13 protein-coding genes and 2 tRNA genes are annotated in these 15,428 nt (G+C 71.4%); 8 read left to right on the forward strand and 7 right to left on the reverse strand.

Annotated elements, in window-relative coordinates:
- The first annotated feature begins 28 nt into the window (after nt 1–28).
- Entirely contained in the window at nt 29–802 is a 774-nt protein-coding gene (locus EAD96_RS12465; protein WP_121684363.1) for a CPBP family intramembrane glutamic endopeptidase, read from the forward strand.
- 127 nt (nt 803–929) lie between these two features.
- Here EAD96_RS12465 and EAD96_RS12470 read toward each other — a convergent pair whose 3' ends face one another.
- Nucleotides 930–2,141, reverse strand: a complete 1,212-nt coding sequence (locus EAD96_RS12470) for a hypothetical protein (protein WP_233585678.1) — start codon at nt 2,139–2,141, stop codon at nt 930–932.
- A 713-nt stretch (nt 2,142–2,854) separates the two neighbouring features.
- Here EAD96_RS12470 and EAD96_RS12475 point away from each other — a divergent pair.
- The 5 genes from EAD96_RS12475 to EAD96_RS12500 all read left to right on the forward strand — a co-directional run bounded on the left by EAD96_RS12475 (nt 2,855) and on the right by EAD96_RS12500 (nt 6,182).
- Nucleotides 2,855–2,945: transfer RNA gene (locus EAD96_RS12475), tRNA-Ser, on the forward strand.
- A gap of 36 nt (nt 2,946–2,981) precedes the next feature.
- A tRNA-Arg gene (locus tag EAD96_RS12480) sits at nt 2,982–3,054 on the forward strand.
- Nucleotides 3,055–3,140: 86 nt separating this feature from the next.
- The gene (locus EAD96_RS12485; RefSeq protein WP_121684364.1) at nt 3,141–3,359 is read left to right on the forward strand and encodes a hypothetical protein; all 219 of its coding nucleotides are present in this window, start codon (nt 3,141–3,143) and stop codon (nt 3,357–3,359) included.
- Nucleotides 3,360–3,463: 104 nt separating this feature from the next.
- Complete coding sequence (locus EAD96_RS12490) at nt 3,464–4,528, forward strand: polysaccharide deacetylase family protein (RefSeq protein ID WP_121684365.1); 1,065 nt, start codon at nt 3,464–3,466, stop codon at nt 4,526–4,528.
- A gap of 625 nt (nt 4,529–5,153) precedes the next feature.
- Nucleotides 5,154–6,182, forward strand: coding sequence for an aldo/keto reductase family protein (locus EAD96_RS12500; RefSeq protein WP_121684367.1), 1,029 nt, complete (start codon nt 5,154–5,156; stop codon nt 6,180–6,182).
- A gap of 147 nt (nt 6,183–6,329) precedes the next feature.
- Here the strand turns inward: EAD96_RS12500 and EAD96_RS12505 are convergent, their stop codons facing one another.
- Entirely contained in the window at nt 6,330–6,740 is a 411-nt protein-coding gene (locus EAD96_RS12505) for a RidA family protein (protein WP_120572634.1), read from the reverse strand.
- 78 nt (nt 6,741–6,818) lie between these two features.
- On the opposite strand from EAD96_RS12505, the gene EAD96_RS12510 reads away from it, so the two are divergent.
- Nucleotides 6,819–7,196 (forward strand): helix-turn-helix domain-containing protein, encoded by a 378-nt coding sequence (locus EAD96_RS12510; protein WP_121684368.1) that lies wholly within the window; start codon nt 6,819–6,821, stop codon nt 7,194–7,196.
- Nucleotides 7,197–7,237: 41 nt separating this feature from the next.
- Here EAD96_RS12510 and EAD96_RS12515 read toward each other — a convergent pair whose 3' ends face one another.
- The 5 genes from EAD96_RS12515 to EAD96_RS12535 all read right to left on the reverse strand — a co-directional run bounded on the left by EAD96_RS12515 (nt 7,238) and on the right by EAD96_RS12535 (nt 11,626).
- Nucleotides 7,238–7,954 (reverse strand): excalibur calcium-binding domain-containing protein, encoded by a 717-nt coding sequence (locus EAD96_RS12515; RefSeq protein WP_233585680.1) that lies wholly within the window; start codon nt 7,952–7,954, stop codon nt 7,238–7,240.
- A gap of 175 nt (nt 7,955–8,129) precedes the next feature.
- On the reverse strand, nt 8,130–9,173 hold the full coding sequence (locus EAD96_RS12520; RefSeq protein WP_233585682.1) for a P1 family peptidase: 1,044 nt from the start codon (nt 9,171–9,173) through the stop codon (nt 8,130–8,132).
- A complete protein-coding gene (locus EAD96_RS12525) occupies nt 9,170–9,544 on the reverse strand; it encodes a DUF1330 domain-containing protein (protein WP_233585684.1) in 375 nt (124 codons plus the stop codon). The genes EAD96_RS12520 and EAD96_RS12525 overlap by 4 nt, the downstream gene beginning before the upstream one ends.
- A 55-nt stretch (nt 9,545–9,599) precedes the next feature.
- Nucleotides 9,600–10,208 carry a class I SAM-dependent methyltransferase gene (locus EAD96_RS12530; protein ID WP_121684369.1) on the reverse strand — a complete coding sequence of 203 codons (609 nt, stop codon included), beginning with the start codon at nt 10,206–10,208 and terminating at the stop codon, nt 9,600–9,602.
- 83 nt (nt 10,209–10,291) lie between these two features.
- Entirely contained in the window at nt 10,292–11,626 is a 1,335-nt protein-coding gene (locus tag EAD96_RS12535; protein WP_121684370.1) for a hypothetical protein, read from the reverse strand.
- Nucleotides 11,627–11,887: 261 nt separating this feature from the next.
- Here EAD96_RS12535 and EAD96_RS12540 point away from each other — a divergent pair, with 261 nt between their 5' ends.
- Complete coding sequence (locus tag EAD96_RS12540; protein ID WP_121684371.1) at nt 11,888–15,391, forward strand: NACHT domain-containing NTPase; 3,504 nt, start codon at nt 11,888–11,890, stop codon at nt 15,389–15,391.
- Nucleotides 15,392–15,428 lie beyond the last annotated feature (37 nt).

Genomic DNA, 15,428 nt, shown 5'->3' on the forward strand with positions numbered 1-15,428 from the left:
CCGGTCGCCGAAGTGCTTTCATGGTCCGGTGACGGTTGACGAGCTGGCCCGCCCGGTCTCCCGCCGGATGCTGGGCACCGAGACGCTGCTCGTGCTCGGTCTGTCCCTCGGCCAGTCGGCCGTGTACGCACTCGTCTCGCTGATCGCGAAGCTGACCGCGACCGGTGGACTGTCCAAGCAGACCGCCGCCCTGAACACCTCCGCGTCGGCCCGCCCGTACCTCGACCTCACGTACCAGCTGCTCGGGATCGTCTTCGCGCTGCTGCCGGTGCTGCTCGCCGTACACCTGCTGGCGCGCGACCCCGGCGACCCGGCGCGGACGCTCGGCGTCGACTTCCGGCGGCCCGGCTCCGACCTGGCCCGGGGTGCGGGCCTGACCGCGCTCATCGGCCTGCCCGGGCTGGCGCTGTTCTGGGTGGCGGCGCAGCTCGGCCTCAACGCCACGCTGGTCCCGGCCGCGCTGCCGGACCTCTGGTGGACGGTGCCGGTGCTGATCCTCGCCGCCGTGCAGAACGCCGTGCTGGAGGAGGTGATCGTGGTCGGCTACCTGATCACCCGGCTGCGGCAGCTCAACTGGCGGATCGGCGCCGTGCTCGCCACGAGCGCCCTGCTGCGCGGCTCGTACCACCTCTACCAGGGCTTCGGCGCGTTCGTCGGCAACGCCGTCATGGGCGTGATCTTCGGGCTGTTCTACCTGCGCACCCGCCGGGTGGCCCCGCTGATCGTCGCGCACACGCTGCTCGACATCTTCGCGTTCGTCGGCTACGCGATGCTGCCGAAGTCCTGGTTCGACTGGCTCTGACCGCGGCTGCCGGCATGCCCGGCCTGGTGGCCTCGTGGGCCCGGCACGATCGTCGGCTTGCGCCGGATCGGCGAGGGGGCGGTATCGCGGCCCGACGGACCCCGCCACCTCGCCGAACGTGTGTCGATCAGGCGCGGCGTGGCCGGTACCGGGCGACCGCCCGCGCGGCCACCCGCTCCGCCGTCGCCGTACCGCCCGTCGCTGCCGCCAGCGCCGCCGCCCCCGGCAGCAACCGGGCGGCCAACCGCAGCCCGAGCCAGCCGCCCGCCTGCGCGGCCACCGGCGTGGCCAGCCGCCAGGCCGCCTCCGCCACCCGACCCCACGGACCCTCCGCCGGAGAGTCGGCCGCCCGAGCCGCCGCCAGCGCCGCCCGCGCGGTGCCGTCGTCCGGGTGCACCAACGTGAGCACCAGCAGCTCGGCCGCCCGATCCGGATGCGCCGGATCCCGCCCGTACGCCGCCGCCAGATGCAGCACCAGGTTCGCCTGCGTCCACAGCACCGCCGCCAGCTCCGCGACCGGCGCGAACAGCCCGGCACCCGCCGCCAGCGCCCCACCCGCACCGGCCGTCCGGACGAACCGCCGGGTCGCCAGCCGGGCCACCCCGTCGGCGTCCGCCTCCGGGTAGGCCCGCCGGACCTGATCCACCCAGTCCCGGGCGCGCGGCCCGAGCACGTCGACCGCCGCCAGGGCCAGCAGCTCCGGCGCGAAGCCGGGGTGGTCCCGCAGCTGCGGCCCCACCGCCCGCCAGCCCACCACCGGGGTACGCGCGAAGCCGGGCTGTCCGGGCTTCTGCTCGAGGACGGCCAGCTCTGCCTCGGGTGTCCGTTCGACGACGGCCGGCTCTGTCTCGGGTGTCCGTTCGACGACGGCGGGCTCTGTCTCGGGGGCTCGCTCGACGACGGCGGGCTCTGCCTGGGGCGCCTGGTCGACGGAGATGGGCTCGGATTCGGAAGCGGCAGGCTCCGGGGCGGCGGGCGCGGTCGCCGAGACGGTGGTGGTCTCGGAGGCCGGCGCGGCGGCGGCCGGTGCTGCGCGCTTCGCACGCTTCGCCGGGCTCGCCTTCTCCGCCGCAGGCGCGGCCTTGACGGGTCGCCCGGGTCGAGGCGCGGTGGCCGGTTTCTCTGCCGCGATCGGCTCGGTGCCGTCGGGCTCCCGCTCGGCGGCTCGCGGCCCCGGTGCGGTGAACGTGGGTTCGACCGGCGCCTCCGGCTCGGGAGACGGTGCCTCCGGCTTGGGGGACGACGCCCTCCGAGCGGTCTTCTTGGCCGCCGGGGCGGCCTTCTTCGCGACCGGGGCGGCCTTCTTGGCCGCAGGCGCGCGGCGCGTCCGCTTCGGCACCTCATCCCCGGCCGATGGTGCGCCTGAACCGGTCGGCGGCTCGGTGACCGACGGCCCTCCAACTGGACGCCGTTCCGCTGTGGCGGACACCTCATCCGCCGTCGATGCGGCCTCCCCGCCTCCTGCCCGACGTGTCGCCGCTGCGGGGTCGCGTTCTCCGGCCTCCGGAACGGGCCCTCCTGATACCGGCGGCGGCTCAGCCGTGCCCGGGTCACCCGATCGGGTGCCGGGCGTGGCAGGTCCCGCCGCCTTCTGCTCTGCGGCAGACGTACCCGGATCGGTTGTGGAAGAGGCAGGGGTGACTTGCGCTGCGGGCGGCGTACCGGGATCGGTTGCCGAGGGATCGGCGGCCGGACGCGGGCGCGGGGCCGGCGCTGCGGCGTCGGCCGGCGTCGGCGGCTGGAAGACGACTGTGGGCGCCGACCGGCGCGGACGCCGGGGCGCCGGTGTGTCGCTCGTCGCGTTCTCCGCGGCGGGATCCGGCGTCGGTGGGTTGAACGTCGGTCGTGGGGAGCGGCTCCGCCGGGCCTTGGCTGCGGGCTCGCGACGGGGCGGATCGCTCGGCGGCTGCTCCTGCATATCGATGGAGCGTAGCCGTGGACGTGAGCTGGCACACGACGGAAACGCGGTGGCGGGGGCCGGTCCCGGTATCCGCTTTGCCCCGGGCGGGTGCGGGCCTGTATCCTCGGGCGCGGTGACCTCGGGGTCACCAGGGAGACTTCGCCTAGTCTGGTCTATGGCGCCGCACTGCTAATGCGGTTGGGGTCTTAAAGCCCCTCCCGGGTTCGAATCCCGGAGTCTCCGCGCGAAAGCCGGTTGTGTAGACTGGCCGAGCACCAAGCGCCCGTAGCTCAACGGATAGAGCATCTGACTACGGATCAGAAGGTTAGGGGTTCGAGTCCCTTCGGGCGCACAGACAGCCCCCTAGCAGGCCCAAAGGCCGCTAGGGGGCTTCTTGCTGTCTAGCCATTCCTGTGAATACCTCCTTACTCTCCGTGCATGTCCAAGATCAACTCGCTCCACATCAACGCCTACGAGCGTGACCTCAAGATCCGCAACCGGTCGCCCCGGACGGCCCAGAACTACCGGGAGACCCTGCTCCAGCTTCCGCAGCACGTCGAGTACGCGTTGACCGCCCTCGGTTCGGCGTCGCAGGAACCGTCGACCAGCGACCAGCCGACCAGTCGGTCTTCCGGAAAACTTCCGGAAAATCGTTGACGTGTTCGAAACGCCGCTGCAATACTCCGAACGCGTCGACATCAATCCTGGTCGATTGAATCCATGCGTCGTCAGGTGTCACCCGTCCCAAGGAGGACCTGCGCATGTACGCCAGCACCGGCGGCTCCCGCCGCCCGTCCGCCCCCCGAACATCGCGTCTCACCCGGTTGGCCGTGCTCGCCTCCACCGTGGCGCTGAGTGCCGCCGGTCTCGCGGTCGCCGCCACTCCGTCCAGCGCCGCCACCTGCAATGGGTACGTCGGCCTCACCTTCGATGACGGGCCGACCGGCAGCACCAGTGCACTGCTGTCCGTGCTGCGTGCGAACGGCGTGCGGGCGACCATGTTCAACGTCGGGCAGAACGTGCAGAGCAACCAGTCGGCCGCGCGGGCCCAGGTCGACGCGGGCATGTGGGTGGCCAACCACAGTTGGAACCACGCGCACATGACCTCGATGAGCCAGAGCCAGATGCAGTCGGACCTCTCCCAGACCAACTCGGCGATCCAGGCGGCGACCGGCGTCCGGCCGCAGTTGTTCCGCCCGCCCTACGGGGAGACCAACTCGACCCTCCAGTCGGTCGCCACGTCGCTCGGCCTGCGCCAGGTGATCTGGGACGCCGACTCCCAGGACTGGAACGGCGCCAGCGTCAGCCAGATCGTCTCCAACGCCAGCCGCCTCCAGGCCGGCCAGGTGATCCTGATGCACGACGGCATTCAGAACACCCGCGACGCGATTCCGCAGATCATGGCCAACCTGAGCAGCCGCAACCTCTGTCCGGGCATGATCTCACCGAGCACCGGCCGAGCGGTGGCCCCGGACGGCACTGCGCCGCCGACCACTCCGCCGCCGACCGGTACGCCGACCACTCCGCCGCCGACCACTCCGCCTCCCACCGGCGGGTGCACGGCGACGGCGACGACCCCCAACGTCTGGGGCGACCGGTACAACACCTCGGTGACGGTTCAGGGAGCCAGCAATTGGACCGTGGTCGTGGCTCTGACCCCGCCGCAGCGGGTCTCCACCACCTGGAACGGCTCCCCCAGTTGGGACAGCACCGGTTACGTGATGACGATGCGGTCCAACGGCAGCGGCAACACCTTCGGCTTCACCACGATGATGAACGGCAACAGCAGCGCCAGAGCCCAGATCCGTTCCTGCACCGCGGGCTGATCCCGGTGGCCCGCCCAGGTCACCGAGAACGGGCTCGGGTGGGTGTGGTCGACCAGGTGGCCCTACGGTGAACGGCACAGCACGTCCTGTGTGGCCGACCGGCGCCCAGACCAGCAGGTACTCAGCCGCTTGTCCGGCACGCAGAAGCACTCAGCGACACGTGCGAAGGGATGCTTGAACAGCGTAGAGACAGGGGTTCGAATCCCTTCGGCGCACTTACATCATCAAGGCCTCTGACCAGCGTTTCCACTGGTCAGAGGCCTTGATCTTTTCTGCGGCTTGGGACAGCGCCGATCGCCGGTCGGATCAGACCGATACGCCAGGACGTCGTCGACGAACCTGGCCTCTGACGAACTCCAGTCGGTCGCACGTCCTCTCCAGGACGGTCGCCCTGGCCTCCGCGTCGTCCTCGCTGAAGGAGCGCTCACGCCCGAAGGCCGGGACCCTGTCGAGGCACCGGTAGGTCGTCTCACCCGAGGTGATCATCGGGACGGTCGAGGCGGTCGCCGTCGGTGACGAAGAGGCCATAGTGTTCCACAACAGAGCAATGCGTCACCTCGGTGAACCGATGTCGGCAGAGCCGCTGGCGGTGCGTCCCTGAACCCACGAGAGGCTGGACAGATCCATGGAGCATCGTCGGCTCGGTCGTAGCGGCCTGATGGTCAGCGAGATCACCTATGGCAACTGGCTGACTCACGGCGAACTGGCCGGTCGTGAGGAGGCGCTGGCCTGCATCCGGGCGGCGCTCGACGCGGGGATCACGACCTTCGACACCGCCGACGTGTACGCCCAGGGGGCCGCTGAGGAGGTGCTCGCGGAGGGTCTGCGCGGGGCGAGGAGGAGCTCCCTGGTGATCACGAGCAAGGTCTGCCTGCCCACCGGCGACGGGCCGAACGACAAGGGGTTGTCCCGCAAGCACGTCATGGAGTCCTGCGAGGCGTCCCTGCGGCGGCTCGACACCGACTACCTCGACGTCTACCAGGCCCACCGCTTCGACGAGGGCACCCCGCCCGATGAGACCCTGATCGCCTTCGACGACCTGGTACGCCAGGGCAAGGTGCTGTACCTGGGTGTCTCCGAGTGGACCGCGCCGCAGATCGAGGCTGCTTTCACCATGGCGGGGGAACTCGGGCTGCGGAGCCGGATCGTGTCCAACCAGCCGCAATACAACATGCTCTGGCGGGTCATCGAGCCGGAGGTTCTTCCGCTCTGCGTGCGCCAGGGTGTCGGCCAACTCGCTTTTCAGCCGCTGGCTCAGGGTGTGCTCACCGGAAAGTACCGGCCCGGTCAGGCCTGGCCCGAGGGTTCGCGGGCGGCGTCTGGCGGTCGAGCTCCCCGGTTCATCAACCGGGTCCTGGGCGAGAAGGTGCTCCTCGCCGTCGAGGAGTTGCGTCCGGTCGCCGAGGCGTCCGGGCTGTCCCTCGCGCAGCTCGCCATCGCCTGGGTGCTGAGTAGGCCCGGAGTCGCCTCCGTCGTCATGGGGGCCACCAGGCCGGAGCAGATCAGGGAGAACGTGACGGCTGCGGGGAAGCCGCTCGATGAGGGCGCGCTGAGTCGGATCGACGAGGTGCTCGGCGGTCTGGTCGATCGTGATCCGACGAAGACGGCCCAGATGATGGCGGTGAAGCCGGACTGGGCCGGATCAGCTGCCTGACCCCGGCGCGAGCGGGTATGGCTCATGCGGTCCACCGGTGGTTGGCCGGCCGCAAAGGGCCGGCCAACCACCGGCAGTGCACCCGATGAGTCGACGGCAACACGGCTCGGTGCCATCGCCGCGACCATCTGGATCGGGAGGGCGCGCTCAGTGCGCGATCGCGGTCGTCTCCAGTTCCACCAGCACGTCGGGCTCGAAGAGGTGGTCGACCCCGATCAGCGAGGCCGGCGGAAGCGGCCACGGCAGGCCGAGTTCCTCGGCGACCGACTCGATGCCGGCCATGAACGGCCCGATCTTCTCGGGCGTCCAGTCGGTGACGTAGAAGGTCAGCCGGACCACGTCCTCGAACGAGGCGTCCGCGCCGGCGAGCGCCCGGCCGGTGTTGCGCAGCACCTGCGCGACCTGCCCGGCCAGGTCACCGGGCGCGACGGGTGAGCCGTCGCCCAGTCGCGCGACCTGGCCGCTGACGTGGATGTGGCGCGCTCCGGTGGCGACCGCCACGTGGTGGTACGGCGTGTTCGGCTGAAGACCGTCGGGGCTGAAGCGGGTGACGGGCATCGTTTCTCCTTCGCAGGACAACTTAGGTTTACCATTGATACCTAGTTGACGAAGGACACTTCAAGGAGACCTGGTTTCATGAGCGATACCGCGAGCCGAGGTGCCGCCGAGTTGCGCATCGACGCGCCGCACCGCGAGCTGCTCGATCAGGTGCTGGACAAGTGGTCGCTGAGCGTCCTCAACGAGCTGTGCGAACGCCCTTGCCGCTTCAACGAGCTGCGCCGCGCGATCCCGGCGGTGACGCAGAAGTCCCTGACGGCGACCCTGCGGCGACTCGAACGCAACGGCATCGTCGAACGGCACGTCGTGGCGACACGCCCGGTCGCGGTCGAGTACCGGATCACCCCGCTGGGCAAGACCCTGCGTGCGCCGATCGACGTCCTGCTCGAATGGGCCGACGCGCACATGGGGCAGATCGAGCGCGCCCGCAGGGCGTTCGACGACGAGCTGGCGTGACGACCGGGGCGGCACCGTGCGGTCCGCCCCGGCGCCGGGTGTCACTCGCAGACCGTGCCGTCGTTGTCCCGGTCGATGTACCAGTAGTACTCGGGATCCTTGCCCTGCCGGTACGGGCCGTAGCCGTTGGCGTTCGCCTCCTTGCAGGTGCCGAAGCGCGGGTCGTTGCCGCCGCCGCCCGAACTGCCACCACCGCCCGTGCTGCCACCACCGCCCGTGCTGCCGCCTCCGGAGTCGCCGTTGCCGCCGCCCGGCTCACATGCCTCGCCGTCGAGGTCGCGATCCAGCCCGGTCCGGTACCCCGGCTCGCCGCGCCGCAGCGGCGCCTTGCCGGCTGCGCGTACGGCGTCGCAGTTCTTGTAGTAGACGGCGGGCGCCGTGGTCTTGCGCGGGCTCGGCTTCGCCGCGGGCTTCGCGGTGGTCGGCGCCGCCGTGGTCGGTGACGGCGACGGCTCCGGCGAGACGGTGCTGACCTCCGGCGCGGGGGCCGCGGTGGTGGGCGCCGCCACGGTCGGCACCTCCTGGGCCACCGCCTTCTCCGGTGCCTTGTCCGGTTCGGTGGCCGGGCCGGCGGCGATGCCGATGCCGAGCAGCCCGCCGCAGCAGGTGAGGACCGCGACGCCGCTGACGAGGAGCACCTTGATCGCGGCCGGCTGTCGGCGCCACCACGACGGTCGCGGTGACGCGAACGGCATGCCGGGCTGGTACGGCGGCGGAGCCTGGCCGTGCCACTGGTTCTGGGGAGGGAGTTCGGTCACAGCGGGCAGTCTGGGGCGACGTGCCCGGCCCGGAGTGTCGCTCAGCCGACAGACCGGCCGTTACCGGTGCGATGAGCGACGAAACGGCTGGCAGCGGCCGGAGCATCGGCATCGATGCCGCGGACGATCGGATCCGGAGCCTCGCCGAACGGCCTACGGCGAGAGGCGCAATGGATCAGGCGTACGGCCGGGCCGTGAGCCGTCCGGCCGCCGCCAGCCGTTCGACCGCCGCCCGATGGGGAACCGCGTGACTGGTACGACCGCCCACGCCGGTCGTGGTGACGGCGGTGAACAGCGAGTTGAGCAGCGCCTCCTCCACCGCGTCCAGCACGGCGGCGAACACCGGATCGATCGCGGCGTCCGGGATCGGCTGCTGATCCGACGTGGTGAACGCGATCGCGTAGTCCCCGCTGGTGTTGCTGAAGGACGCACCCACCCGGGCCATGGCGAACACCGCCCGGCGGGCGAGCCGCCGGAGCTGTCGCGCGTCCAGCGGTACGTCGGTCGCCACCACGATCATGCACGAGTTTCCCGGCGGCTCGATCCGGTCGGCGGCCGGGACCAGCTCGTCCACCGGTAGCGGTACGCCGAGCGCGGTGAGGACGCCGCCGAAGTTGGACTGGACCAGCGCGCCGACAGTGTGGGTGCGGCCGGCGGTCCGGACCGTGCGGGACGAGGTGCCGATGCCCGCCTTGTAGCCCAGAGCCGTGGTGCCGGCGCCGGCCCCGACGCAGCCCTCGGCGGGGAGTCCGCCGGTCGCCCCGGCGACGGCGGCCAGCACATGGGCGTCGGTGATCGGGCGGCGGCGGATGTCCGACAGGTGCCCGTCGTTCGTCTCACCGACCAGGGGGTTGAACGACAGCCCGTCCGGCCGGCGCTCCATCAGGTGCCCGAGCAGCGCGTCCGCCGCCCGGAACACCGACAGCGTGGCGGTCAGCACGACCGGGGATTCGAGTACGCCGAGCTCGTCCACCTGGGTCGAGCCGACGAGCTTCCCGTGGCCGTTGCCGGCGTACACCGCGGCGGGCAGCGTCCACCGTCCGGGGCCGAGCTGTTCCGGCACGATCGCGGTGACGCCGGTGTGCAGGTCGGCGCCGTCGTCGACGGTGGTGTGGCCCACCAGGACGCCGGGGACGTCGGTCATCGCGTTGTGCGGCCCGGTGGGCAGCGACCCGACGACGATCCCGAGGTCGCGGGAGCGGCGGCCGGCCTGGGTCACGCGTCTGGCAGCGACGCCCGGATCGCCTGCGCCATGCCGGTCGGGGAGTAGTCGTCGGGGACGCCCTCGACCAGGATGATGTCGCCCTCGATGTGCCGCGAGCGCAGCGGCGCGATCTCCTGGTAGGCGGGCGAGTCCCACCAGGCCCGTGCCTCGGCGGCCCCCGGGAAGCCGAGCATCACGACGGCGCCGGGCCAACTGCCCTCCTTCACCTCGTGCGGCGTGGCGTGCACGAGGAAGCGGCCGCCGTACGGGGCGAAGGTGGCCGGAAGCCGCTCGACGTACTCGGCGATGTCCCGGTGTGGGGCGGCGTCCTGGAGGTGGGCGATGACGTACGCGGGCATGGTGTCCTTCCGGCCGTCGGGCTCCAAAGGTTGATCTTCGCACGGCGGTGAGCATCCGCGCTCGCCCGCGACGGCCGGCCGGTCAACCGCCGGCCGCGACGGCCGCGACGGCGGCGTGCGGGCGGTGGGCGTCGCCGTCCAGGCGCGTCAGGCGCTCGACCTCGGCGAACCCGGCCTGCCGCAGCCGCGCGGAGAACTCGTCCACCGGCCAGCGGTACGCGGTGGCGACCTTGTGGTCGAAGACACCCACCTCGTCGCCGACGAAGATGCCGGCCACGAGCCGTCCACCCGGGACGATCGCGCGGCGGAACCCGGCCAGCACCGCGTCGAGATCCGGCGGCGGGAGGTGGATCAGCGAGTACCAGGCGAGGATGCCGGCGACGGAGTGGTCCGGGACGGCGAGGCCGTCCAGCGACCCGAGCCGGTAGACGCCGCCCGGATGCGTCGCCCGCGCGTGCGCGACGAACTCGGGAACCATGTCGATCCCGGTGGCGTCGACGCCCAGCGAACGGAGGTGGTCGGTGAGGTGGCCCGGTCCGCATCCGAGGTCGAGCACCGGGCCGGTCCGGCCGGTCAGGTGGCGGTCGATGAGGGCGAGGTCGTCCGCGTGGACGTGGCCGGTGGTGCCGAACAGTTCGATGTAGAGCGGCGCGACCGCGCTGTACGCCTGCCGAACCTGTTTGCTGCCCACCCACCAACCATAGGCGTACGAACGCCTATGGTTGGTGCGGAGATGGGCGTCGCGCGACGCGGGTCGTGCCGGGGACAGCGACGTCAGGCGTGCTTACCGCGACCGCGACGGCGCGTCAGGAACAATGTCACGACGGCGGCCAGCACCAACGCCACCGCACCGGCGGCGGCGAGCAGCCCCGTCCGGGAGGTGCCGGTGGTGGTGGCGGCGAGGTCCGCCGTCGTGGACCCGTCAGGGGTCGCTCCGGCGTCACCGGCAGCGACCTCCCCGCCGGTCGGGGACGCGCTCGCCCCCGGGGTGGGGGAGACGCTCGCCGTGGGCGTCGGGGACGGGCTCGCCTTGGGGGCTCCGACGGCGGCGAGTGAGTCGCCGTTGAGCGCGACCTTGATCTTCGCCGTGCCGTTGCCGGAGGAGACGACCGCCACGGAGACCCGGTTCGCTCGGTCCGTCAGCTTCTTGACGGCGTCCACGTCGGCCGGCGCGTCGTTGGCGGCCGTCTTGTTCGCCGTCGTGGTGTCGATGAGCGAGGCGCCGCTGTACGTGCCGGCCGGCACCCGGTAGGCGTGCACACCCTCGATCGTCGCGTCGAAGCTGCCCGCCGCGTGGCGGTACTCGAGGACGAGCCGGTCCTTGCCCAGCGCGATGTCGAGTGCCCGCGTTCCGCTGCCAGTGCCGTGCAGGGGACGCAGCGTGTAGATCCCCGACTTGGTGACCTTGATGGTGCTGTCGGAGAGCCACCCGGCGTGGATCATCTCGGGTGACGTGAAGCCCGACCGGTAGCCGCCTCCGCCCATGATGCTCTTGTAGCTGGAACCCTCGGACCTGCACGCGGTCAGGTCGCCGCTGGTGCACAGGAAACGGCCCTGGTGCCGGAAGCCCAGGTTGTGTCCCAGTTCGTGTCCGACGACGTCGATCCCGCTGGCCGTGCCGTACAGGTTGATCCAGGTGGTGGGGCCGGGCTGGGTGGCGAGCCCGGCCCAGGGGCAGTTCGTCTTCTGGGCCGGGAAGACCATGGAGAGGCTGTCGTAGTCCTCGCCGGCGACCAGGCCGCGCTTGGCGAGTTCCGCCCGTGTCATGGTGTTGATCTGGCCGTGTGGGCAACCGGCGGCGCTCAGGTCGAGTTTGATCGGACCGAGGAACTGTTCGGTGACGGCGGGCACCACCGTGTACCTACCGCGGGACACCTCCGAGAGGAACGAGGCGGCGGAGTCCTTCTTCGACCCGAAATAGGTGTCCGGTGTGGACGCCTTCACCTTGTCCGGGAACTGGAACGAGGCGTCGCTGAACTCCACCAGGACGGGAAGGATCTTCCGCTTCACCGAAGGGGCGGCGGCCTGCGCCGAGTCGGGTGGGACGCCGACGGTCAGCACTGTGACACTCGTGGCCAGGGCGATGCGGCCGAGGGCCGACAGCTTCATGTGGTTTGTCCTTCGAGGGGAGACGTCGGACGGGGGCGTGTGAGGCGTGCCCAGGAGTGTTGCTGCGCGCAAAGACGTCTTACGTCTGACGTCATGCAAAGCTAAGGGGTGTAAATGTCCCCGTCAAGCGGGGGCGGCGAGCGTGGACCGCTCCGGAGGCTTCGACGGGATCGACATCGAAAAGTGAGGGATAGATAGCTTTCCGTCACTGGAGTTTCTATCCTTGACGGAGATCCGGCCGTCAGCGGCGAAAGGGGCGGCATGCCGCGCCGTTCGAGCCTCAGCTATCGAGATGCGTTACGACTGCTGGCCCCGGGCAGCACGCGCATCACCCAGACCGACAAGGTGGTCAGCGCGGGAATCCTGGGCGCCGGGGCGCTCACCCAAGGCGCGGCGCTCGCTCTGCTCGGCCCGAAGAACGCGCTCATGCAGCTCGTCCGGGACGCCACCGGAAACCAGGCCGGCCGCATCCGGACAACCGGCGGGAAGTCGTATTACGAACTGCTGGAGGCCAGCCACACCGTGCTGGCGCTGTCCGCGTTCTTCGACGGTTTCCGCGACGAGGTCGGGCCGGGTTTCGACCGGCTGGAACTGACCGACGAGGAAAAGGTCGGCATGGTGCCGGCCGAGCGGCGCCACCACACGCTTCCGCAGGAGATCGACGGCGGCTACTTCCCGCTGCCCTCGTCCGTGCACGGCATGGACGACACCCGCCGGGACGTCGAGGCCGCCTACGTCAAGCTGTACGACGCGACGATCGCGTTCTGCGAGGGCCTGGCCGCCTGGCCGTCGGTGCGACGCGGGCTCGACCTCACGTCGATGCGCTCCCGCGTGGTGGGCCGGGCCATGTGGCACTACGAGGACCGCTTCGACCGGCTCGCCGCTGACCTCCCCGAGTTCGGCTTCCGGATGATCCGTCAGGCGATCGAGCACAACCTGATCGACAACCGGACGCTGACCACCGAGGTCTCGGCCCGGCTGGACGCGCTGGCGCAGCTCTACCGCAACCTCGCCGAGCTGTCCGGCCCGGTGGCCGCCGACCGGCCCGACCTGCTCCGCGAATCACTGGACCGGCTCACCGGCTCGCTCGCGGCGGTGTTCCGGCAGCCGCTGCTGCGGATCAAGGACGTCGACTTCCACCTGCGGCTGCCGAATGTGGACAGCGGCTTCATCAGCCCCGACTTCCGGGCCGCCGAGTACGGCAAGCACACGTCACCGGAGCGGGAGCGCTGGTGGGATGACCAGCCGCGCCGGGGTGACCTCGTCGGGTTCCTCTCCGAGTACCTGACCGACCCGGCGAGCCTGCACCGTCCGCTGCTGCTGCTCGGCCAGCCGGGCGCCGGCAAGACGTTGCTGACCCGGGTGATCGCGGCCCGGCTGCCGGCGAGCCGGTTCACCGCGATAGTGGTGCCGCTGCGGCGGATGTCCGGGGACTCGTCGCCGACCGAGCAGATCGAGGCGGCGATCGAGCAGGTGATGGACGAGCGCATCCGCTGGGCGGACCTGCGCCGGGCCACCCAGCACACCACGGTCGTGGTGATCTTCGACGGGTTCGACGAACTCGTGCAGGTCACCGGCACGGCCCACTCGCAGTACATCGACCGGGTGGCCGAGTTCCAGGAGGCCCAGTGGGATCTGGGCTACTCGGTCATCCCGATCATCACGTCCCGGATCCTGGTGATGGACCGCGCCAGCGTGCCGCAGGGCACCGTGCTGGTCCGGCTGGAGGACCTGACCGACGCCCAGGTGACGGCCTGGCTGGCCGCCGTCAACGCGGCGAACGAGGACCGCCCCGGCTACCGCCGGCTGTCCGCCCGGGAACTGCTGTCGCACGGCGAGCTGGCCCGCCAGCCGCTGCTGCTCACGCTGCTGGCGATCTACTACAACGAGCACTGGGCCGACCGCCGTCCCGGCGTCACCATCTCCCGGTCCGACCTGTTCACCGGCCTGCTCACCGCGTTCATCAGGCGGCAGGTGAGCGAGAAGGCGCCGACCGCCCTTCCGCCCCACGAGCGGGAGGCCCGCGAGCACCAGCTCCGGCGCGACCTGGCGATCACCGCGTTCGCCATGTTCAACCGCAACCGGGAACTGGTGAACCGGGCCGCGCTCCGCCTCGACCTGGACTGCTTCGGCTCCGGGCCCGGAGACGGCTCACGGTTCGAACTCGGCGACGTGCTCGGCCCGGAACAACTGGTCACCGCCGCGTTCTTCGTGGTGTACGGCCCGGACGACGTGCAGGGCGAGGACGCCCGGCGCACGTACGAGTTCCTGCACACCACGATCGGCGACTTCCTGATCGCCGAGTACGTCATCGGGGCGCTGCGGAGCCTGGCCGAGCTGCGGCGGCACACCCGCAGCCCGGCCGGCTTCGGCTACCAGCTGGACACCGGCCAGTTCCGCGCGCTGCTCTCCCACCAGCCGCTGGTGAAGCGGGAGGCGGTGGTCGGCTTCGCCCGTGAGCTCAGTTCCCGCCACCCGGAGGAGCGGGACGGGATCGTGGAGACCATCGCCGGCCTGCTGGCCGAGGCCCGGCAGCGGACCAACCTGGCCGGCGTGGACGGCTACCGGCCCGCGCCGTACGACCCGGTGCGGCTGCTCGCCGCGTACACCGCGAACCTGGTCGCGCTCGCCGCGCTGGTGTCGCCGGACGGCGTACGCCACACCGACCTGATGGACGAGGCGACCTGGGTGTCGACGGTCCGGCTGTGGCGGGCGGGACTGGACGAGAAGGGCCAGCTCGCGATGATCAGCTGGCTCGGCCGGGACGCCGACGGCCGGATCATCGCCGAGCGGCGGCGCGAAGGCCGGGGCGAGACGGTGAACGTGGCCGCCGAGGAGGCGCGGCTGCTCGGCGACATCACCACCTACGGCCAGTTGCAGGCGGGCGCGCGGACGTGGCGCGGCCAGCAGCCGGACAGCTTCGAGGCCGGCCGGTTCCACGCCGACCTCGTGTCGCTCGCCACCCGCCGCTGGCCGGTGCCGTCCCTGCACCAGCTCATCCTGTACGACGAGCGCAGCTACCGGCGACTGTGGGCGCGTGCCGTCGAGTCACCGGAGGCGGTGTCCAGCACGAGCGCCACGGTCCTGCTGGAGTGCCTCGCCGAGGACGGCGCGCAGTTGCCCCGCGAGGTGGTGTGCGGGCTGACCCGGGTGGCGCTGAGCCGCCTGCCCGACTCGCCGACCGCGCCGCCCGAGCTGATCATCTCGTGCCCGTACCTGATCGACGAGTTCCCGGAACTGGTCGACTCGCTCGGTACGACCGACGACCACGCGGTGCTGCACGCGCTGATCCTGCGGCACGGGCTCCACCGGCTGCCGCAGCGGTACGTGCCCCGGGTCCGCCGGGTGCTCGCCGACATCGAGGACCGGCTCGCGGAGCTGCCGCTGGAGGACGGCGTGGTGTCGGCCGAGATGGCCGAGCAGTTCGCCGCCGCCCGGGTCGACAACCGCACCGCGCTGTGGCTGCTGATGGCGTTGAGCGAGTACGCCGAACTGGCCTGGCCGAAGATCCCGCCGAGGACGATGCACGCCCTGCTCGCGCACCGGCTGCCGGACGAGTTCCTCGACGAGGCGAGCCTGTGCCGGCTGCTCCTGGACTACCTGCGGGCCTACGACCGGGTGCCGGCCGAGGTCTCGCTGGCGTCCGCCCTCGACACGCTGCGCGTCCTCGCCGCGTCCGACCCGTCCGCCGGCCGGTCCAACCGAACCGGTCAGGCCGGCCCGTCCGATCACACCGGCCAGATCCCGGCCGCCGAGGCAGTCTGACCACGCCACCCGTACCGCCACCACCCGTTCGGAGGCC

The sequence above is a fragment of the Micromonospora sp. BL1 genome, assembly GCF_003667485.1.
Lineage (GTDB): Bacteria > Actinomycetota > Actinomycetes > Mycobacteriales > Micromonosporaceae > Micromonospora > Micromonospora tulbaghiae.